The sequence below is a fragment of the Kordiimonas lipolytica genome (assembly GCF_001550065.1).
Map to the genome: position 1 here is coordinate 38,196 of NZ_LRUB01000017.1, position 20,015 is coordinate 58,210.

The window sequence follows — 20,015 nt, forward strand, 5'->3', positions numbered from 1 at the left end:
GGGCAGCGTGCCTAGGTTCAGAGTGAAGGAGTAGCCATGTTCGAGAAGGTCAGCAAAATTCTGGGATTGAAGGGCGAGAATGAGGTCGGGGCTTCCGGCCTTGAACTTGCTACAGCAGCGCTTCTGGTGCAGGTCTCGAAAGCAGACGGCGAATTCACAAGCGACGAACGCGACCAGTTGGAAGCCTGCGTGAAAGAGCATTTCGACCTGACAAATCTTGAAGCTGCGGAGCTTCTGGCGCGCGCAGAGCGTGACCAGTCGGACGCCACCTGCCTTTATGCCTTCACCCGTACGATTGCGAAGGAACTGGATAACGAAGAGCGGCAGGAGATTGTACGCCTTTTGTGGCGCGTGGCTTTCGCCGACCGGCATATCGATAATTTCGAAGAGAATGTGCTGGCGAAAGTCTCCGGCCTTCTGGGCGTTTCCCCCCACGACCGCATCCGCATCAAGCAGGAAGTGCAATCAGCACAATAAAAAAGCGCGGGGCCGGAGCTCCGCGCTTCTTCATTTCGGTTTCGAAACTTCTTTTACTCAGCGGCTTTTGCCGTCTGGCGTGGGCTTGCGGCCAGCACGCTGTCGTCCACATGATCCGCGAACGTCTCGAAGTTCTTGATAAAGAGGCTTACCAGATGCTCAGCCTTGGCGTCATAGGCCTCTTTGTCTTCCCACGTGTCGCGCGGGTTCAGGATTTTGGCGTCAACGCCCGGCACTTCAACAGGAACTTCGAAGCCGAAGTTCTCGTCAATGCGCATCGGGGCATTGTTGAGGCTGCCGTCAAGCGCTGCGTGCAGGAGGGCACGGGTGGCCTTGATTGGCATACGGTTGCCGACGCCGTAAACACCGCCGGTCCAGCCTGTGTTCACCAGCCAGCAGTTCACGCTGCCTTCAGCGATTTTCTTACGGAGAAGATCGCCATACACGCTTGGGTGACGCGGCATGAAAGGCGCGCCGAAGCAGGTTGAGAAAGTCGCCTGTGGCTCTTTCACACCGATTTCGGTGCCAGCAACCTTCGCGGTGTAACCGCTTAGGAAGTGGTACATGGCCTGCTCTGGCGTCAGGCGCGCGATCGGAGGCAGAACGCCGAACGCATCAGCCGTCAGCATGATGATGTTCTTTGGCTTGCCGCCGCGGTTTTCTTCGCTGGTGTTCGGGATGAAATCGATCGGGTACGCGCCGCGGGTGTTCTCCGCCAGCGTGTTATCGTCCAGGTCCAGCTCACGAGTGTGCTCGCACATCACCACGTTTTCCAGGATGGTGCCGAACCGCTTCGTTGTCGCATGAATTTCAGGCTCAGCTTCTTCGGACAGGCGGATCATCTTGGCGTAACAGCCGCCTTCGAAGTTGAAGACGCTGTCGTCGGACCAGCCATGCTCGTCATCACCGATGAGGGTGCGGCTGCTGTCGGCAGACAGGGTCGTCTTGCCGGTGCCGGAAAGGCCGAAGAAGATCGCCACGTCGCCCTCTGGGCCGATGTTGGCGGAGCAGTGCATCGGCATGATGCCCTTCTCAGGCAGCAGGTAGTTGAGGATGGAGAAGACAGACTTCTTGTTCTCACCCGCATATTCGGTGCCGCCGATCAGCACGATGCCTTTCGAGAAGTTCACCGCGATAACGGTTTCGCTGTTGCAGCCCATGGTGGCCGGATCAGCCTTGAAGCTTGGCAGGTTGATCACGGTGAACTGTGGCGCCATGCCTTTGAGTTCGTCTTCGCTTGGGCGCACAAGCATGGTGCGGCAGAAAAGGCTGTGCCAGGCATATTCGCCGATGGTGCGAACAGCAACACGGTGCTCAGGGTCAGAGCCGCCCCACAGGTCCTGAACGAAAAGATCCTTGCCTTTCATGTGGGCAAGGAACGCATCATGCAGGGTGTCGAACTGTTCCGGGGTCATCGGGCGGTTGGTTTTACCCCACCAGATGGTCTCTTCGGTCATCTCGTCGCGAACGGTGAATTTGTCATTCGCGGAACGACCGGTGTGTTTCCCGGTTTTCACCACAAGCGGGCCATCTTTTGCAATCTGGCCTTCGCCGCGGCGAATCGATTCTTCATACAGGGCTGAAGTGCCCAGGTTCCAATATTGGTTTCCGGTTTCAAGGATGCCGTGTGCATCCAGACCGACGGTGCTTAGACAGGCGCCAAAGACTTGCAACGTCTTGTCCTCCAAGTGATTATTGGGGCACTCCGGGAATATGCTCACCGAAGCAATTTATGCCGGGCTCTTTATAATATCCACGCGCGCGTGCGGGCCCTGGTCAGTTCTTGTCCCGACCCATCTCGGGAAGGCCGATAAACTTGCGGATATGCCCCCTAAAATCAACCTGATTCTGAATGAAATCAAAATGATAGCGCTGTCAAAATGCTAAGTGCCGAAAAGAACTTGGACTCTTCGGTCGGGATATTTTCTTGTGTGTCGGATAAATTGCCACGGCGGTGTCCATTCTGCGCCTTTTTTTGGACTTAAAGTCGGCCTAACGCTTAACCTTGACAGGGATTTGTATCGGGGACCAAACTCCCCCATATAAGCCAGAATGAAAAAAGCGGTCGCAGGGCTTCAGGCTCGGCGAATTTGAGGGGACACTATGACAGCACAAATCGCACTGGTTGATGACGACCGGAACATCCTGACATCTGTGACAATCGCGCTGGAGGCCGAAGGCTTCCGCGTGCGCACCTACCCTGACGGCCAGAAAGCGTGGGAAGCTTTGTCCAAGAATCCTGCCGACTTGGCAGTGCTTGATATCAAGATGCCGCGGATGGACGGGATGGAGCTTCTGCGGAAGCTTCGCGAAGTGACAGACATGCCTGTGATTTTCCTCACCTCCAAGGATGAAGAGATCGACCAACTTCTGGGCCTCAGGATGGGCGCGGACGACTATATCGGCAAGCCTTTCTCCCAGCGTTTGCTGATCGAACGCATCCGGGCGCTGCTCAGGCGCATGGAAATGAACAAGCGCGAGCCTGAAGAAGTTGAAGCCGAACCCGGCGAAGAAGTGATGGAGCGCGGTCGCCTTGTGCTTGACCCCATGCGTCACCGCGTCACCTGGGCCGGCAAGGATGTGACGCTCACGGTTACGGAATTCCTGATCCTCAAGACACTGGCGCAGCACCCAGGGCATGTGAAAAGCCGCGACCAGCTGATGGACGCCGCCTATTCGGATGATGTCTATGTGGATGACCGTACAATCGACAGCCACATCAAACGCCTGCGCAAGAAATTCCGTGCCGTGGCGGATGATTTTGATGCGATCGAAACGCTTTATGGTGTTGGCTACCGCTACAGTGACGACTAAGCTTTGTGCATGACATGATCAGCACAAGTTTATGACCGACACCGAGCAGAAAAGAAAATCCGCCTCAAGCCGCCGTGACCGCGCGAAGCAATCCGCCCGGCCGCGCCACTATTCGCGCGGGCTTTCGCCCCTGATGGTGCGGATCATGGTGGTCAACGCTATTGCGTTGATCATTCTTGTGGGTGGCGTGCTCTACCTCAACCAGTTTCGCGACAATCTGATTGCCGAACGCGTCAATACACTCACGGTGCAGGCGCGCATCATTGCCGGTGCGCTGGGTGAATCGGCCGCCGGTGGCCCGGAAGCCGTTGATATTGATCTTGCGCCAGCGCGGCAAATCCTGACCCGGCTCGTGGGGCCAACGGATAACCGCGCGCGGCTTTTCGCCACCGACGGCCGCATGATCGCGGACAGCCGGTTCCTCGCGGGCGATAAGCGCCTGATTGAAGAGGAGCTGCCAGCGCTGGACGCACAGGTCAGCCTTCTGGATCAGATGGAAGACGCGGTTCACCGCCTGCTGGATAGCATCACCGAAGATATTGAGGCGCCGCCAAGCGTGGACCGGCCGGGCATGCGCGGGGAAGATTTCATTGAGGTGATGGCCGCGCTTGAGGGCGAGACCATGACCCAGATAAGGGTGCGTGAAGACGGCCGTTATATCGTCAATATCGCTGTGCCGGTACAGCGTTTCCGCCGTATCCTTGGTGTGATGCTCCTGACATCCCAGACCGACGATATCGATGCCATCGTGCGGCAGGAGCAGATGCTGACGGTGCGTGTTTTCCTGGGCGCGCTGGTGCTCACGATGCTGCTGAGCTTTTTCCTGGGGCGCACGCTGGTACGGCCCATCCGGGTGCTGGCGCGGTCCGCCGAGCGGGTGCGCCAGGCCATCGGACGCGAGGAAAATATCCCTGAATTCGCCGAGCGGATGGATGAGATCGGCGATCTTTCAAGGTCGCTTTCCGATATGACGCAGGCGCTTTATAACCAGATTGACCGGGTTGAACAGTTCGCCGCCGATGTGGCACATGAGATCAAAAACCCGCTCTCAAGCATGCGAAGTGCGCTTGAAACCCTGTCGATGACGGACAAGCCGGATGTGCAGGCCAAGCTGTTTGCCATTCTGCGCGATGACGTGAAGCGCATAGACCGGTTAATCACTGACATCTCGAACGCCTCAAGGCTTGAGGCGGAGCTGACCCGTGCCCAGACCGAACCTGTCGACCTGGCTGTGATGTTGGGCGTGCTTGTGGAATCCTACAAGACCGCGCACACGAACGGCGAGGTAGAGGTGGTGTATGACGACTATGAGTCAAATGTTTTCATGGTTGCCGGTGTTGAAGCGCGCCTGGGGCAGGTGTGGCGCAACCTGATCGATAATGCCATCAGCTTTAGCCCGGAGGGCGCCAAGGTGAAGGTGACGCTTGAGCGTCAGGACCGCTGGGTGATCGTGATGATCGAGGACGAAGGCCCGGGCCTGCCTGAGGGTGCGGAAGAAAAAATCTTCAGCCGCTTTTATTCAGAACGCCCGGACAAAGAGGACTTCGGCAAACACTCAGGCCTTGGACTTGCTATTTCCCGGCAGGTGGTGGAGGCCCACTCGGGTGTGATCCGCGCTGAAAACCGCACCGAAAATCATACTGGCGAGAATGCCACTATATTGGGTGCCCGCTTTATCGTAGAGTTGCCCATGTCCGCCTGATCGGCGGACGCTTTGATGCACTGAACACAGGGCTTGAGACGGGTGAACAACTATCACGGAACATTGGTGGATCTGGCGGGCGTTGGTGTGCTGTTGCGCGGTCCTTCCGGCTCAGGCAAGTCTGATCTGGCGCTCAGGTTGATGGACCGGGGGGCGGTTCTGGTGGCCGACGACCAGGTGGTTCTTGAGAAACGCTCCCGCGGCCTGATGGGATACGCCCCGGACAGGATTTACGGGCTTATCGAGGTGCGCGGCATCGGTGTTATGTCCCTGCCGGCGATCAAGACAGCGCTTGTGAAACTGGTGGTCGATTTGGTGGATGCTGATGCCGTAGATCGCCTGCCCGACCCCGCCAGCATCACCATAGAAGGCTTGGAATTGCCGCTTGTGAGACTGCATGCCTTTGACCTTAGCGCGCCGCAGAAAATTGAACTCGCCATCCATTATCCCGATCAGCTAGGGTTGGGTGTCGAGGACTATAAAAAGGGATAGCAGTATGGCCGAGGCCACGGCAGATAAAAGACAGCTTGTGATCGTTACGGGGCTTTCCGGCGCCGGGAAATCATCGGCCCTGCATTCCTTCGAAGATATCGGCTATCAGGCGATCGACAACCTGCCGCTGACCATGCTGGGCCGCCTGGTGGACGAAGCCCGCAGCGCGGGGGATATGACGCCGCTTGCCGTGGGGATTGATAGCCGGACACTGCATTTTTCGCCCGAACAGTTTGCCCAAACCATCACGGACTTGCGCGACATCGCAGATGTGTCGCTGCATGTGCTCTTTATGGATGCGTCCGACGATGAACTGATGAAACGCTTTTCCGAAACGCGGCGGCTGCACCCGCTTGGAAAGGGGCTTGTCCTGAGGGAAGCCATCCTGCGTGAACGCGAAATGATGGCACATATCAGGCCCCATGTGGACGGCTTGATTGATACAACGGGGCGAACAGGGGCCGAAACCCGCCGAACGGTGCTGAGCCGGTTCGCAGCCGAAGCGCTGCCCAAACTGATTGTTACCTTCATGTCCTTTGGGTTCGCCCACGGCGTGCCGCGGGACGCTGACATGGTGCTGGACGTTCGCTTTCTGAGGAACCCGCATTATGTGCCGGAGCTCAAGCCCCGAACCGGGCGCGAAGAGGATGTCGCCAATTTCGTCAAGGCGGACGAAGGCTTTGAACCCTTCGTTGAGAAGGTGGAAGACCTGCTGGAATTCCTGCTGCCGCGCTATGCACAGGAAGGAAAATCCTATCTCACGCTTGCATTTGGCTGTACAGGTGGCAAACATCGTTCTGTAGCAGTGGCGGAAACCATCGCGGCACGGGTGAAGCTGGACGGCATGGCCGTCAATCTTTGCCATAGGGAAATTGCCGGAGAAGAAGTTTAATCGGCAGATGCGGGCTACAGAGCCAGGATTAGAGAAGAGGGTGTGTGAATGATTGGCATGGTGTTGGTGACCCACGGACGGTTGGCGGACGAATTTGTTGCCGCGACAGAGCATGTGGTAGGCGCCCAGGAGCAGATTCGTGCCATTTGCATCGGGCCGGACGACGATATGGAACTCCGTCGTCAGCAGATCATGGATGCGGTCAAGGAAGTGGATAGCGGCAGCGGCGTTGTGCTGCTGACGGACATGTTCGGTGGTACGCCATCGAATCTGGCGATCTCGCTTCTTGAAAAAGGCAAGACCGAAGTGATTGCCGGTATTAATTTGCCAATGCTGATCAAGCTGGCAAGCGTACGGCATGGCTCAACGCTTGAAGAATCAGTCGAAGCCGCCAAAGAAGCGGGTGTTAAATATATCAATGTGGCCAGTCAGGTCCTTGGGGGCTGATAAAGCCGATAAATTGGCTGGATAGGAAAATAAAGCGGCGTTGCGCGGGGGCGCATCACGCTGGTGTTGGGGAGTGAAACAAAAGTGAGTATGGCAGTAGCTGGTGAAAAAAAGCGCGTGGACATCGTGAATGCGCGCGGGCTTCATGCAAGAGCATCAGCCCGGTTTGCAACGGAAGCTGGGCGCTATAACGCTATCGTTTCCGTATCCAAAGACGGCGTCAGCGTGGTTGGTACGTCCATCATGGGACTGATGATGCTAGGGGCGGCCAAGGGCGATTCCATTGAAATTTCCGCCGAAGGGGATGACGCTTTCGCAGCTGTGGAAGCCCTTTCCGCCATGGTTTCCAACCGCTTTGGCGAAGACGAATAAGTATCCAATCTTCGTTATATAAAGAAATCTTTATCTTTTTGATCCTACCTGCTATAAGCAGGCCAAATTAAGTTTGGCCTTGGTGCAAGTGCGCGGGCCCTAGAGTTAAGCAGGATCAAATTCATGACCGACTATAAAGTTGCCGATATTTCGCTCGCCGACTGGGGGCGCAAAGAAATCAAAATCGCAGAAACCGAGATGCCAGGCCTGATGGCGCTTAGGGAAGAGTTCGGTGCAAGCCAGCCCCTCAAGGGTGCGCGCATTGCCGGCTGTTTGCATATGACCATCCAGACTGCGGTTCTCATTGAAACACTGACGGCGCTTGGCGCTGAAGTGCGTTGGTCCAGCTGCAACATCTTCTCGACACAGGATCACGCGGCGGCGGCGATGGCAGCTTCCGGTATTCCTGTCTTCGCCTGGAAAGGTGAAACCGAGGAAGAAGCCGTTTGGTGTATCCACCAAACCATCAAAGGCCCTGACGGCTGGGTGCCGAACATGATTCTGGACGATGGCGGCGACCTGACTGTCATCATGCACGAAGACTATCCAGAGCTGATGGATGGTGTGAAGGGCATTTCCGAGGAAACAACAACCGGCGTGATGCGTTTGTATGAAATGGCGAAGGCCGGCACGCTCGCAGTTCCTGCAATCAACGTCAACGACAGCGTGACCAAGTCCAAGTTCGACAACCTCTATGGGTGTCGCGAAAGCCTGGTCGACGGCGTGAAACGCGCCACCGACGTAATGATCGCAGGCAAGGTTGCTGTTGTGTGCGGTTACGGCGACGTGGGCAAGGGCTCAGCCGAATCGCTCCGTAGTCAGGGTGCGCGCGTGATGGTAACGGAAATCGATCCGATCTGTGCGCTGCAGGCTGCTATGGAAGGCTATGAGGTCGTGACAATGGATGATGCCGCGAAGGTTGGCGATATCTTTGTCACCGCCACAGGCAACAAGGACGTGATCACGCTTGACCACATGCGCGATATGAAAGACCGCGCGATTGTGTGCAACATCGGCCACTTCGACAGCGAGATCCAGATCGCAGCGCTTTCCAACATGAAATGGGAAGAAGTGAAGCCGCAGGTGGACGAAGTTGTGTTCCCGGACGGCAAGCGCCTGATCGTGCTCGCTAAAGGTCGTCTCGTGAATCTCGGCTGTGCCACCGGCCACCCAAGCTTCGTGATGTCTGCCTCCTTCACCAACCAGGTGCTGGCGCAGATTGAGCTTTGGGAAAACCATACCAAGTACGACCGCAATGTTTATGTGCTGCCAAAGCACCTGGACGAGAAAGTGGCCGCGCTGCACCTTGGCAAGCTGGGCGCCAAGCTCACGCAGCTCAGTGAAGACCAGGCCAAATACCTGGGCATTCAGGTTGCAGGCCCGTTCAAGCCGGAACATTACCGTTACTAGGGGCGATTGGGGGCGGTAGCCCCCTGTCTCGAGGAGAGAAGAATGAGCGAATATGTTTTCACCAGTGAATCCGTCTCAGAAGGCCACCCGGACAAGGTAGCCGACCGGATTTCCGATAGCGTTGTGGACCTCTATCTGGGTGCAGACCCAGAAGCCCGCGTTGCGTGCGAAACCATGGTTACGACCAACCGGATCATCCTGGCGGGTGAGGTACGCGGCCCTGAAAGCGTTCAGGCGCATATCGAGGAAGTTGCCAGGAACGCTGTGCGTGAAATCGGGTACGAGCAGGAAGGCTTCCACTGGAAGAATGCCGTTTTTGAGAACCACCTGCACGAACAGTCAGCAGATATCGCCATGGGCGTTGACGCCGCTGGCAACAAGGACGAAGGCGCGGGCGACCAGGGCATCATGTTCGGCTATGCCTGCGACGAAACCGAAAGCCTGATGCCGGCACCGATCGATTTCTCGCACCGCATCCTGAAGTCCCTTGCTGCTGCGCGTCATTCCGGTGAGGCGCCAGAATTGGAGCCAGACAGCAAAAGCCAGGTGACGCTTCGCTATGTGGACGGCAGGCCTGTTGGTGCCACATCTGTTGTGGTTTCCACTCAGCATAAGGAAGGCGTCACGCAGGAAGTTCTGCGCGCCCTGGTGCGCAAGCACGTGGAAGCGGTGCTGCCGGAAGGCTGGATGTGCCCTGAAGGTGAGTTTTATGTGAACCCGACCGGCAAGTTCGTGATCGGCGGGCCAGATGGTGACGCTGGCCTCACGGGCCGCAAGATCATCGTGGACACCTATGGCGGCGCAGCCCCACATGGTGGCGGTGCCTTCTCGGGTAAGGACCCAACCAAGGTGGACCGCTCAGCCGCTTATGCTGCCCGCTATCTGGCGAAAAACGTGGTGGCTGCGGGCTTGGCCAACAACTGTACGATCCAGTTGGCTTATGCCATCGGCGTATCCAAGCCGCTCGCGGTGTATGTGGACCTCTGGGGCGATCAGCCGCGGGTGGACCCGCAGCATCTGTCAAACGTGCTGCAGCAGATGGTGAACCTGAGCCCCCGCGGCATTCGCGAGCATTTGGGCCTCAACAAGCCGATCTATACCCGCACGTCGTCCTACGGTCACTTTGGCCGCAAGCCGGCGGAAGACGGTGGCTTCTCCTGGGAGAAGACCGATCTCGTGGACGCGCTGAAAAGCGAATTCGGCGTTTAATCAAATTGGGCCGGTTCGCCGGCCCAATCTCGTCTTGTGCCACCTCGGGCAAAGAGGCTACTCTCTCCTAGTTCAAGATGATTTTCTGTCTTGGTCCAAGGGGAGATTTTGGCTGTGCCGTTTGGTGACCTGCCATCATATGTAATCTGGATCGTCATTGGTGTTGCTGCAGCCGCGTGGGTTGGTCTGGCGCTATATGCCTTGTGGCGCACCGGGCGGGCGACAGACAGGGCGCGGTCGCTGCAGGACCTTGCCAACTTCCTTGATAGCATGATCCAGACAGACCGCCGTCACCCCATCTGGCTGTGGGCGGATGGGCGCATGCAGGCTGATGCCGATACGCTGGATCTTGTGGGCCTGGACGACAGCGCGCGTACCCTTGATGAGCTTGTCACAGCAGAAAACGGCATTCCGGACCGCACAGTCGCGGATATCAAGCGCAGCCTCTCTTCCGGTGGGGATATTTCCACACCGCTGATCATTGATCGCGGCAAGAACCAGCCGCGCCTGATCCTTGATTTTCAGTGGCTGCCTGCCCGCGATGACCGCTGGCCCGCGAGCATCCTGTGGATCGAAGAAAGCATGGACCGCGCAACGCGGACCAACCGCCAGGGCGTGCGGGCGCTTGAATTGAAGCTCAAGGACCTCACGCGGGTTTTCAACAACCTGCCGTTCCCGGTGTGGGTGCGGGGGCCGGACTATGGCATCGTGGATGTCAATGAAGCCTATGTGAAAGCCGTGGACGGCAACAGCGTCTATGATGTGACCGAACGCAACCTGGAGCTCTTTGACCGTGGCAGCCTGGCTGCTGCCCGCAAGGCGCGTGACAAAGGCGAGCGGGTGCGCGAACGCCGCTTCGGTGTCACGGACGGCCAGCGCCGGGCCTTTGCCGTTACCAATATTCCGCTTGATGATGAAGGCCATGTCATGGGCATCGCTGTGGATGTCACAGGTGAAGAGGAAGCCCTCTCGGAGCTCGCGCGTGTGCTGGAGGCTCAAAACGAAACGCTCAACCGGCTTCGAAGCCCGGTAGCGATTTTCGGACCGGCGCAGACGCTGAGGTTCTACAACAGTGCGTTTGCCCGGCTGTCGCATCTGTCCGAAGACGTGCTCTCAAGCGAGCTTCGCCACAGCGAAATCCTGGATGCCATGCGTGAAAAACGCCGCCTGCCAGAGCAGGCTGATTTCCAGCAGTGGAAGAAGAATATCCTCAAGCATTACACCACGCTTCTGGAGCCGTTCGAGGAAATGTGGCACTTGCCTGACGGCACGGCCCACCGGGTGGTGACCCAGCCGCACCCGTTCGGCGGGCTCCTGATCCTTTTTGAGGATGTTACCGACCGGCTGGCGCTTGAGCGGTCCTACAACACGCTGATGGCGGTGCAGCAGGAAACGCTGGATAATATGGTTGAAGCGATCGCCGTGTTCGGCACGGACGGGTTGTTGCAGCTTTCGAACCCGGCGTTTCGGTCTTTGTGGAACCTGACGGCAGACGATATTGACGGCAACCCGCACCTGACCGAACTGACTGCCAAGGTGCCTGCGATTGCGGACGAAAAAGACCCACGCTACAGCGATTTCAAGGATCGTCTGGTCAGCTGGATCAGCGAACATAAGCACCGGAGCGGCCGTTGGTACCGCACCGATGATGCGGTGATCGACTTTGCCATCGTGCCGCTGCCGGACGGCGGCGTGATGCTGACGCAGTCGGATGTGACCGACAGCTTCAAGGTGGAGCAGGCGCTGAGGGAACGGTCCTCGGCCCTTGAGGCAGCCGATCGGCTCAAGAGCGAATTTATCACCAACATGTCCTATGAGCTCAGGACGCCACTCAACAGCATCATCGGCTTCGCTGAAATGCTGGACCAGAAGATGTTCGGTGAACTCAATGACCATCAGGCGGACTATGTCAAAAATATCCTGACAGCGTCGGGCGAGCTCAAGGACCTTATCGCAGACGTGCTTGACCTGGCGGTGCTGGATGCGGGCGAGGCACACCTGACGCTCAAGCCCATGAATGTGACTGAGGCAATCAACGACACAGGCCATCTGGTGGTTGAACTGGCGCGCAAGTCGGAAATCCAGATCAAGCTGGACAAACTGCAGGATGTCGGTGTGATTGAAGCCGACGAGCGCCGCATTCGGCAGGCATTTTACAATATGGTTTCCTCCATGCTCAACTTTGCCCGCCATGGCGGCAAACTGTCGATTGAGCTTTCAGGGAGTGATGATCTGGTCACCATCAATATCAGCAACCCGGATTCCGGGCTGACCGAGCGGGAACGCGACCGGCTGGTGACCACCGTGCGCATGGGCGCTTCCCCGGGCGGCAAGCTTGCGACAGGCCTTGACCTGGCGCTGGTGCGTTCCATCGTCAATCTGCATCATGGCAGCATTCGGCTTGACCCGCTTGGCGAGGAAGGGCTATCGCTGAGCTGTGATCTGCCGCGTACCCAACCGGCTGACGCCGAACCCGCCAAATAGACTTTATGACCATGAGCGACACAGTTTCCCGGACCATAAAATGCCGAACCGAAGCAGACACACTGAAGCTGGCCGAGGCCCTGGCGGACCGCGTTCCCGCGGGGCGTCTCATCGCGCTTGAGGGCGACTTGGGGGCGGGCAAAAGCACGCTCGCCCGCGCCTTCATCCGCGCGCGCCTGCATGACCCGGAAGCCGAAGTACCAAGCCCCACCTTCACGCTGGTGCAAACCTATGGCTGCGATGATGGTGTTGAGGTCTGGCACGCTGATCTCTACCGCCTCACGGACCCCGAAGAAGCCTTCGAGCTTGGGCTGGACGAAGCGCGGGATGAGGCCATCTGCCTGATCGAATGGCCGGACCGCATGCCACAAGACTGGTGGGTTGGTGCGCTTACGGTGCGGCTGACGATTGGTGAGCGCGGCGAACGCACAGTCGTTCTGTCGGGCGATGCTCGCTGGCAGCCGCTCGTGGAAGGGCTTGAGGCATGAGCGCACCCCAAAACGCCATAAAGAATGCCATGGTGCTGGCGGCGGGCAAGGGCACACGCATGGGTGCGATCTCTGACACCACGCCGAAACCGCTTGTGCGCGTCGCTGGCGTGCCGCTGCTGGACCGCATTCTGGCGCACCTCTGGAAGGTGGGCTGTGAAAAAATCGTGGTCAATGTGCATCATCTGGCTGACCAGATCGAAAGCCACCTTGCCCCGCTTGTGGCAGAGGGGCATGTGGCTATATCTGACGAACGCGACGCGCTTCTTGAAACCGGCGGCGGCGTGAAAAAAGCGCTGCCGATGCTCGGGCGCGACCCGATCTATGTGATCAACAGCGACGCCCTTTGGGTCGATGGGACGGGCGGCACACTCACCCGGCTTGCGCAGGTGTTTGACCCCAAGCGCATGGATGTGCTGCTGTTGCTGGTGCCCACAGCGGAGGCGCTTGGTTATCATGGTGCAGGAGACTTTATTCCGGACGGTGATCCGTCTGGTCCAACACCTATTCGTTTCCGCGGCTCCGCTGCGTCTGCGCCTGTTATGTTCGGCGGCATTCAACTGGTGAACCCCGCGCTTTATGATGATATGCCGGAAGGCAGGTGGTCAAATGTGGAGATTTTCCGCAAGGCTGAAAAGGCTGGCCGGCTGTTCGGACTTTTGCACACCGGGCACTGGATGCATGTGGGCACGCCCGAAGCCATCAAGGCGGCGGAGGACAAGCTGGCCTCCCTGCGACTGGGCTAGGCCATGGCTGATCGCGACCCCACTATTTTCACGGTTGATCCCGCCTATCCCTTCGTGGATGCGCTCGCAGCGGGCCTGATCAGCCGCGCAGGCGGGGACCCTACAGCGCTCGCGGACATGACAGTGTTGGTGCCTAACCGGCGGGCCGGGCGGTCGCTCCGCGAAGCCTTCCTGCGCCAGCTTGGTCAGAAGCCCACGCTCCTCCCCGCCATGCGCCCGATCGGCGATGTGGACGAAGACGAAATCACTTTCCTTGGGGCTGGCTTGGGCCTCGACCCATCTGACCTTAAGCCCGCCATTGGTGGCACGCGGCGACAGGTTCTCTTGATGCAGCAGGTGATGCGCTGGATTGCGCTCAAAGGCGAGCGGCTCGCTCCCGCACAAGGCTGGCGTCTGGCCGGCGAGCTTGCCAAGCTGATGGACAGTATCGACACGGAAGGCCTGTCGTTTGACGGCCTCAAGGACCTGGTGCCCGAAAATCTGGCGCACCACTGGGAAGATACGCTCGCCTTCCTCAAGATTGTGTCAGAGCACTGGCCTGCGATCCTCGAGGCAGAGGGTGCGATGAACCCGGCGGCCCGGCGCGATGCCATGCTGGATATTGTCGCTGAAGCCTGGGCCCAGCGCCCGCCTGTTGGGCAAGTGTTTGCGGCCGGTTCCACGGGCTCGATTCCGGCAACAGCGAAGCTTCTCTCAGTTGTCGCGCGGATGCCGAACGGGGCGGTGATCTTGCCGGGGCTGGACCGCGACATGCCCGACCGCGCCTGGGACGCCATCGATGCCACGCACCCGCAAGGCGTGCTGAAAAGCCTGCTTCTTACCATGGGCGCAAATCGGCACGAGGTAGCCCACTGGCCTGTGCCCAGTCTGCCTGTCGGGCCGAACCGGGGGCTCCTTCTCAGGCACGCGTTGCTGCCTGCCAAGGAAACCGATGGCTGGCGGGGTCTTGGCCTCGCGGATGCTGATGACCCCTTCGCGGGCCTGAAGAAACTGGTGGCGCCCACGCGCCGCGAGGAAGCCGACGCCATTGCGGTGATGATGCGTGAGGTTCTTGAAGAGCCATCAAAGACCGCGGCGCTTGTGACGCCTGACCGGGCGCTTGCCCGCATGGTGCGCGCCAGCCTGTCGCGCTGGGGCATTGAGGTGGACGATTCCGGTGGTGACCGGGTGCTGAACACACTGCCCGGTCGTTTTATGGGGCTTTTGGCATCTGCCGCATCTGAACAGTTTTCGCCTGTTGCGCTGCTCTCGCTCCTGCAGCATCCGTTTGTCGCTGTGGGGCTGGATCGCCCGGCGTTCCTTGCGAGCCTCCGGCGGCTGGATACCTTTGTTCTGCGCGGCGTGCGGCCGGCGGGTGGCCTCCATGGCCTGATGGCCCGTGCCCGCGTTGTGGCCCAGGACACTAAGGCTGGCTTCAACGACGATGACATTGCGGTGCTTGAGTGCGTGATCAAGGCGCTTGCGCCGCTTGAACAGGGCCTCGCGGAAGAATTGCCGCTCGATGCGCTGCTGCGCCGCCATGTGGGTGTGGCCGAAGCGCTTGCCTCGACCGAGGCTGAAGCTGGCGAAGCCATCCTGTGGAAGGGCGAGGAAGGCCAGGCGCTGGCGGATGCGCTGGCGGACCTGATTCAGGAAACAACGCCAGTGACCGGTGTGATGGCAGACGGCTATGCCGCCCTGTTCGATGAACTGCTGGCTGGCGTCAGCGTGCGGCCCGTGTGGCGCCAGCACCCGCGCCTGTCCATTTGGGGGACGCTGGAGGCCCGTCTGCAGCGGGCTGACCTGATGATCCTTGGCGGTCTCAATGAAGGCACCTGGCCGGGCGAGGTGAAGCCCGAGCCCTGGATGAACCGCCCGATGCGGGCAGAGTTCGGCTTGCCGCCGCTTGAACGCCGGATTGGGCAGTCTGCCCACGATTTCGTGCAGGCGGCTTCAGGCGGTGATGTGGTGCTGACGCGCGCGGAAAAAGTGGGCGGCGCGCCAACGGTGCCAAGCCGCTGGCTGTTCCGTATTGAAGCCCTCGCAGGCCGCGAGGTCCCAAGTGCAGGGCCTTATCTTGATTGGGCGGCAGCGCTTGACCGCAGCGCGGTGGTGACACCCTGCCTGCCGCCGCGGCCTACGCCGCCACTGGATGCGCGCCCCTCCAAGCTTTCGGTTACACAAGTGGAAACCTGGATGCGTGACCCATATGGCCTTTATGCGCAGAAGGTGCTGGGCTTCCGCCCGCTTGACCCGGTGGACGACCGACCGAATGCAGCCACCAAAGGCACGCTGCTTCATGAGGCGCTTGAACGCTTCCTTCTTGAAGACGGCCCCACGCGCGGTGATGCGGGGCTCAAGCGCCTGATGGAAGTAGGCCGTAAGGTGTTCGAAGACGTCCTGACCATGCCCACGGTTTATGCTTTTTGGTGGCCGCGGTTCGAGCGTATTGCCGACTGGTTCGTGAAAAATGAGGCCGAGCGCGCGGAGCTTTATGACGTGGCAGCGGTGGAAAGCTGGGCAGAGGCGAAGCTGCCGGGCGCCGATTTCACGCTGATCGCCAAGGCAGACCGGATCGACCGCCGGCGGGAAGGCGGCGCGCTGACCATCATAGACTATAAAACCGGCAACATTCCCACCAAACGCCGCATGGAAGCGGGCTTCGCGCCCCAGCTGCCGCTTGAGGGCTGGCTAGCTGAGCGCGGCGCGTTCGAGGGCGTGGACGGGACAGAGGTTGAAGACCTTGTGTTCTGGGAACTGAAGGGCGGGGAGCCGGTGCAGAAACAGCACCGCCCCATCAAAGACGTGCCGGATATTATTTCGGACGCGGAACAAGGCTTAACCGGCCTGGTGAAAGAGTTCTCGAAGCCCACGACACCATATCTTTCCAACCCGCGGCCCAAGGAAGCCGGTTATGGCGACTATGACCATCTTGCGCGGGTGAAAGAATGGCGTAACGCCGATGATCCGTTCGGGGGAGGCAAAGATGGCTAAACCCCGCATGACGTTTGAACAGGCGCGTGCCACGCACCCGGAACTGACAGCCTGGGTGGGCGCATCTGCCGGAACGGGCAAGACCCACGTTCTGACCGCCCGCGTGCTTCGGCTGATGCTGACGGGTACAGACCCTGAAAACATCGTCTGCCTGACCTTCACCAAGGCTGCGGCAGCGGAGATGAAAAACCGTATCTTCGAGGAACTCGGGCGCTGGACCCTGATGGCCGATGACGTGCTGGCCGCAGAGATCAATCGCCGTACCGAAGAATACCCGGACGCTGACATGCTGACCCGCGCGCGTCAGCTGTTCGCAAAGGTGCTTGATCTGTCTGGTGGACTGCAGATCCAGACGTTCCACAGCTTCTGTCAGGCGCTTCTGGGCCGTTTCCCGCTGGAGGCTGGGATGGCACCGGGGTTCGAGGGCATGGACGAAGCGGACGCCGCAGAGACCATGGCGTCGGCCAAGGACCAGATGCTGGCTTACACCCAGACGCCAGCTGGCGCGGCGGTCAAGAAGGCGCTCGACAAGGTCGCGGGGCTGGTAACGGAAAACACCTTCGATGAGGTGATCGAGCGGCTGTCGTTCGAAGCCTCCACCCTCCGCCGTGCGGAGCAGGCATACGGCAGCATGGGGCTGGTGCCCGCCCTATACCGCGCGCTTGACCTGACGCCGGGAGAAACAAAAGCCGCAGTGCTTGAGGCGGCGATAGCGGACGACGCGTTCGACCTTGGGGGCATGCGCACTATCGGGCCGGTTCTGCTTGCAGGCAGCAAGACGGAAGCGAAAGCAGGGGAAGCGATCACCGCATTCACGGCAGCGGAAGGGGACGCGCGCAAAGCATTGTTTGATGACTATGCGCTGGCCTTTCTGACTGCCACCGGTACGCCCCGCGCCCGGATCGCGGTCAAGAAAACGCTAACAGACCATCCCGAGTTTGAAGCGATCATTGAGAAAGAACAGACGCGCCTCATGCGCGTGACGGACCGTATGGCACGGATCGAGGCGGCAGAGGCCACAACGGCGCTGTTGCAGCTTGGGCTCGCGCAGCTTGGGCGCTATCACGATATCAAGTCTGAGCGCGGGCTTGTGGATTTCGACGACATGATCGACCGCACGGTGGGTCTTCTGAGCCGCGGGGACGTGGCGCCGTGGGTGCTCTTCAAGCTGGACGCGCAGGTGGACCATATATTGGTTGATGAAGCGCAGGATACCAACCGCGACCAGTGGCGGGTGGTGGAGGCGCTGGCGGCTGAGTTTTTCTCAGGCGAGGGCGCGCGTGACCGGGATGTGGTGCGCACCATCTTTGCCGTGGGGGACGCCAAGCAATCGATCTTTTCTTTCCAGCGCGCCGACCCGCGCGAGTTCGTTGCTGCGCGCGACCGGGTGTTCCACCGTGCCTGGCAGGCGGAATGCGAGGCCGAACCTGTACCGCTTAATCTGTCGTTCCGCTCGGGTGGTGCTGTACTGTCGCTTGTGGATGCTGTGTTCCACCGGGAAGCAGACGCGTGGCACGGACTTTCCGCGGACCTTGAGCATGTGGAACACCAGTTTATCCGTTCTGGCCATGGCGGCCTTGTGGAGCTGTGGCCGCTCGAGGCACCAGCCGCGGATAATGAGGGCGACGAGGAAGCCACATGGGTGCCGCCTACCGTTCAGGAACAGGCAGATGACGCGGAAGGCCGCACGGCCTGGCGCATCGCCCGACGTATCAATGACATGATCCGCAACCGTGAGATTCTGGAAGCGCAGGGCCGCCCCATTGAGGCAGGCGACGTGCTGGTGCTGGTGCGCCGCCGGACGGCGTTTGTCGACCATCTGGTGCGCGCGCTCAAGTATCTGGGCGTGCCGGTGGCGGGCCGCGACCGGATGGTGCTGACGGACGAGCTGCCGGTGATGGACTTGCTCGCGCTGGCGCACGCGGCGCTTCTGCCCACCGATGACCTGACGCTGGCGACCGTGCTCAAAAGCCCGTTCGTGGGCTTCGATGACGACTTGTTGTTTGATCTCGCTTACGGCCGTAAGGGTGCCTTGTGGCACGCGCTCCAGAAGAAAGCGGGGGAGAGGCCGGAGTTCGCCCGTGCACTGAAGTTCATGCAGGACGTGGTGAAGGGCGCGGATATCCTGACGCCGTTCGAGTTTTTCTCTCATGTGCTCACTGACCTGGGCGGTCGGAAAAAGCTGACATCCCGTCTCGGGGAAGAGGTGCATGACCCGATCGATGAACTTCTGGAGGAAGCGCTGCGGTTCGAACACACGCAGGCCGCCAGCCTGCAGGCCTTCATTCACCGGGTGGAGCATGGCGGCACCCAGATCAAGCGGGATATGGAAGCTGCGGGCGGTGCCGTGCGCATCATGACAGCCCACAGCGCCAAGGGCCTTCAGGCGCCGATTGTGTTCCTCTCGGACCTTGTGAGCATGCCGGATGTGAGCCGTGACGGACGCGTGCTGCCCTTGGAGGCAAAAGACCCGGATATGCCGCCGCTATTGCTGTGGACATCGCCTGCCAAGAACCTGGCGATCGTTGAGGAGATGAAAGCGGCGCTGAAGGAGAAGCAGGTTCATGAATATAGGCGGCTTCTTTATGTGGCGCTGACGCGCGCCGAGGACCGGCTTTATATCGCGGGCTGGCAGGACAGGCGGGAGCCGAACGAGCACAGCTGGTTCAAGGCCATCGAGGCCGGTTTTGAGCGCATCGGGGCGGAGGACGTGACGCTTGCGGACGGGCGTGAGGTGAAGCGCCTGACGGTCGAGCAAACTGCCGAAGTGCCACCCGCGAAGGCGAAAGCAAAAGCAGACGCTGTGGCTGCGCTGCCGGATTGGATCACGCAAAGAATGCCCGATGAGCCTGATCCGCCGCGACCGCTGGCGCCCAGCCGCCCGGACGAGGACGAACCTGCCGCCACAAGCCCGACTGCGCGCGGTGACGGCAAGCGGTTCGAACGCGGACGCTTGATCCACACACTGCTAGAGTGGCTACCTGACATGCCTGTGGATACCCGGGCAGACGCCGCGAAAGCCTATCTGCGGCGCTCGGGCGGCTTGCCCGAAAGCGATGTGGATGCCTTCTGGGGCGAGGTGGAAAATATCCTGAATGATCCGGTCTTCAGCCCCTTGTTTGCACCAGGCAGTCGCGCCGAAGTGCAGGTGGCCGGCAGCGTGGGCAGCCGCATCATTTCTGGCCAGGTGGACCGCCTTGTGGTGACCGAATCAGATGTGCTGATTGTCGACTATAAGACCAACCGCCCGCCACCGAGGGATGCCGCGGGTGTGGCGCCAATTTACCTCAAGCAGATGGGGCTCTATAAAAGGGCACTCGAGGGCATATACCCTGGGCGCACGGTCCGTACTGCCCTTTTGTGGACGGACATCGCGCTTCTGATGGAACTCAGCAAAACCCAGATGGATGAAGCACTTAATACCATGGGGCTTTAGCCCATATCTGGTTTGTTTTCACGACCGTGTTACTAAACCTTGACCCCGCGCGGGCCTGTTCTTACGTTAGCTT

15 protein-coding genes are annotated in these 20,015 nt (G+C 59.7%); 14 read left to right on the plus strand and 1 reads right to left on the minus strand.

Going from position 1 to position 20,015, the window contains the following annotated elements; translation table 11 throughout:
• The first annotated feature begins 36 nt into the window (after positions 1-36).
• Complete coding sequence (locus tag KORM41_RS08195; RefSeq protein WP_068143302.1) at positions 37-477, plus strand: tellurite resistance TerB family protein; 441 nt, start codon at positions 37-39, stop codon at positions 475-477.
• Between the two features lie 53 nt (positions 478-530).
• On the opposite strand, the gene KORM41_RS08200 is transcribed toward KORM41_RS08195, so the two are convergent.
• On the minus strand, positions 531-2,150 hold the full coding sequence (locus KORM41_RS08200) for a phosphoenolpyruvate carboxykinase (RefSeq protein ID WP_082719636.1): 1,620 nt from the start codon (positions 2,148-2,150) through the stop codon (positions 531-533).
• 430 nt (positions 2,151-2,580) lie between these two features.
• Here KORM41_RS08200 and KORM41_RS08205 point away from each other — a divergent pair, with 430 nt between their 5' ends.
• The 13 genes from KORM41_RS08205 (at position 2,581) to addA (ending at position 19,942) form a co-directional block, all read left to right on the plus strand.
• Complete coding sequence (locus tag KORM41_RS08205) at positions 2,581-3,291, plus strand: response regulator transcription factor (protein ID WP_068143305.1); 711 nt, start codon at positions 2,581-2,583, stop codon at positions 3,289-3,291.
• A 31-nt stretch (positions 3,292-3,322) separates the two neighbouring features.
• Positions 3,323-4,993 carry a sensor histidine kinase gene (locus KORM41_RS08210; RefSeq protein WP_068143307.1) on the plus strand — a complete coding sequence of 557 codons (1,671 nt, stop codon included), beginning with the start codon at positions 3,323-3,325 and terminating at the stop codon, positions 4,991-4,993.
• A 42-nt stretch (positions 4,994-5,035) separates the two neighbouring features.
• The gene (locus tag KORM41_RS08215; protein WP_156431838.1) at positions 5,036-5,485 is read left to right on the plus strand and encodes an HPr kinase/phosphorylase; all 450 of its coding nucleotides are present in this window, start codon (positions 5,036-5,038) and stop codon (positions 5,483-5,485) included.
• Positions 5,486-5,489: 4 nt separating this feature from the next.
• Entirely contained in the window at positions 5,490-6,377 is an 888-nt protein-coding gene (gene rapZ, locus KORM41_RS08220; RefSeq protein WP_068143311.1) for an RNase adapter RapZ, read from the plus strand.
• 48 nt (positions 6,378-6,425) lie between these two features.
• Positions 6,426-6,824, plus strand: coding sequence for a PTS sugar transporter subunit IIA (locus KORM41_RS08225; RefSeq protein WP_068143312.1), 399 nt, complete (start codon positions 6,426-6,428; stop codon positions 6,822-6,824).
• A 90-nt stretch (positions 6,825-6,914) separates the two neighbouring features.
• Positions 6,915-7,196, plus strand: a complete 282-nt coding sequence (locus tag KORM41_RS08230) for an HPr family phosphocarrier protein (RefSeq protein ID WP_068143314.1) — start codon at positions 6,915-6,917, stop codon at positions 7,194-7,196.
• A 123-nt stretch (positions 7,197-7,319) separates the two neighbouring features.
• Positions 7,320-8,606, plus strand: a complete 1,287-nt coding sequence (ahcY, locus tag KORM41_RS08235) for an adenosylhomocysteinase (RefSeq protein WP_068143315.1) — start codon at positions 7,320-7,322, stop codon at positions 8,604-8,606.
• A gap of 42 nt (positions 8,607-8,648) precedes the next feature.
• Positions 8,649-9,815 (plus strand): methionine adenosyltransferase, encoded by a 1,167-nt coding sequence (gene metK, locus KORM41_RS08240; RefSeq protein WP_068143317.1) that lies wholly within the window; start codon positions 8,649-8,651, stop codon positions 9,813-9,815.
• A gap of 114 nt (positions 9,816-9,929) precedes the next feature.
• Positions 9,930-12,299, plus strand: coding sequence for a PAS domain-containing sensor histidine kinase (locus KORM41_RS08245; RefSeq protein WP_231727095.1), 2,370 nt, complete (start codon positions 9,930-9,932; stop codon positions 12,297-12,299).
• Positions 12,300-12,310: 11 nt separating this feature from the next.
• Positions 12,311-12,787, plus strand: coding sequence for a tRNA (adenosine(37)-N6)-threonylcarbamoyltransferase complex ATPase subunit type 1 TsaE (gene tsaE, locus KORM41_RS08250; RefSeq protein WP_068144056.1), 477 nt, complete (start codon positions 12,311-12,313; stop codon positions 12,785-12,787).
• Positions 12,784-13,533: a nucleotidyltransferase family protein gene (locus tag KORM41_RS08255; protein ID WP_068143321.1), complete on the plus strand. Its 750-nt coding sequence runs from the start codon at positions 12,784-12,786 to the stop codon at positions 13,531-13,533. The genes tsaE and KORM41_RS08255 overlap by 4 nt, the downstream gene beginning before the upstream one ends.
• A gap of 3 nt (positions 13,534-13,536) precedes the next feature.
• Positions 13,537-16,506, plus strand: coding sequence for a double-strand break repair protein AddB (gene addB, locus KORM41_RS08260; RefSeq protein ID WP_068143322.1), 2,970 nt, complete (start codon positions 13,537-13,539; stop codon positions 16,504-16,506).
• Positions 16,499-19,942, plus strand: a complete 3,444-nt coding sequence (addA, locus tag KORM41_RS08265) for a double-strand break repair helicase AddA (protein ID WP_068143323.1) — start codon at positions 16,499-16,501, stop codon at positions 19,940-19,942. The genes addB and addA overlap by 8 nt, the downstream gene beginning before the upstream one ends.
• Positions 19,943-20,015: the final 73 nt, after the last annotated feature.

Coding starts and splice junctions, on each gene's coding strand:
- metK (WP_068143317.1), top strand. CDS start 8,649: ATGAGCGAATATGTTTTCACCAGTGAATCCGTCTCAGAAGGCCACCCG.
- ahcY (WP_068143315.1), top strand. CDS start 7,320: ATGACCGACTATAAAGTTGCCGATATTTCGCTCGCCGACTGGGGGCGC.
- KORM41_RS08195 (WP_068143302.1), top strand. CDS start 37: ATGTTCGAGAAGGTCAGCAAAATTCTGGGATTGAAGGGCGAGAATGAG.
- KORM41_RS08230 (WP_068143314.1), top strand. CDS start 6,915: ATGGCAGTAGCTGGTGAAAAAAAGCGCGTGGACATCGTGAATGCGCGC.
- KORM41_RS08225 (WP_068143312.1), top strand. CDS start 6,426: ATGATTGGCATGGTGTTGGTGACCCACGGACGGTTGGCGGACGAATTT.
- addA (WP_068143323.1), top strand. CDS start 16,499: ATGGCTAAACCCCGCATGACGTTTGAACAGGCGCGTGCCACGCACCCG.
- rapZ (WP_068143311.1), top strand. CDS start 5,490: ATGGCCGAGGCCACGGCAGATAAAAGACAGCTTGTGATCGTTACGGGG.
- KORM41_RS08255 (WP_068143321.1), top strand. CDS start 12,784: ATGAGCGCACCCCAAAACGCCATAAAGAATGCCATGGTGCTGGCGGCG.
- addB (WP_068143322.1), top strand. CDS start 13,537: ATGGCTGATCGCGACCCCACTATTTTCACGGTTGATCCCGCCTATCCC.
- KORM41_RS08205 (WP_068143305.1), top strand. CDS start 2,581: ATGACAGCACAAATCGCACTGGTTGATGACGACCGGAACATCCTGACA.
- KORM41_RS08210 (WP_068143307.1), top strand. CDS start 3,323: ATGACCGACACCGAGCAGAAAAGAAAATCCGCCTCAAGCCGCCGTGAC.
- tsaE (WP_068144056.1), top strand. CDS start 12,311: ATGAGCGACACAGTTTCCCGGACCATAAAATGCCGAACCGAAGCAGAC.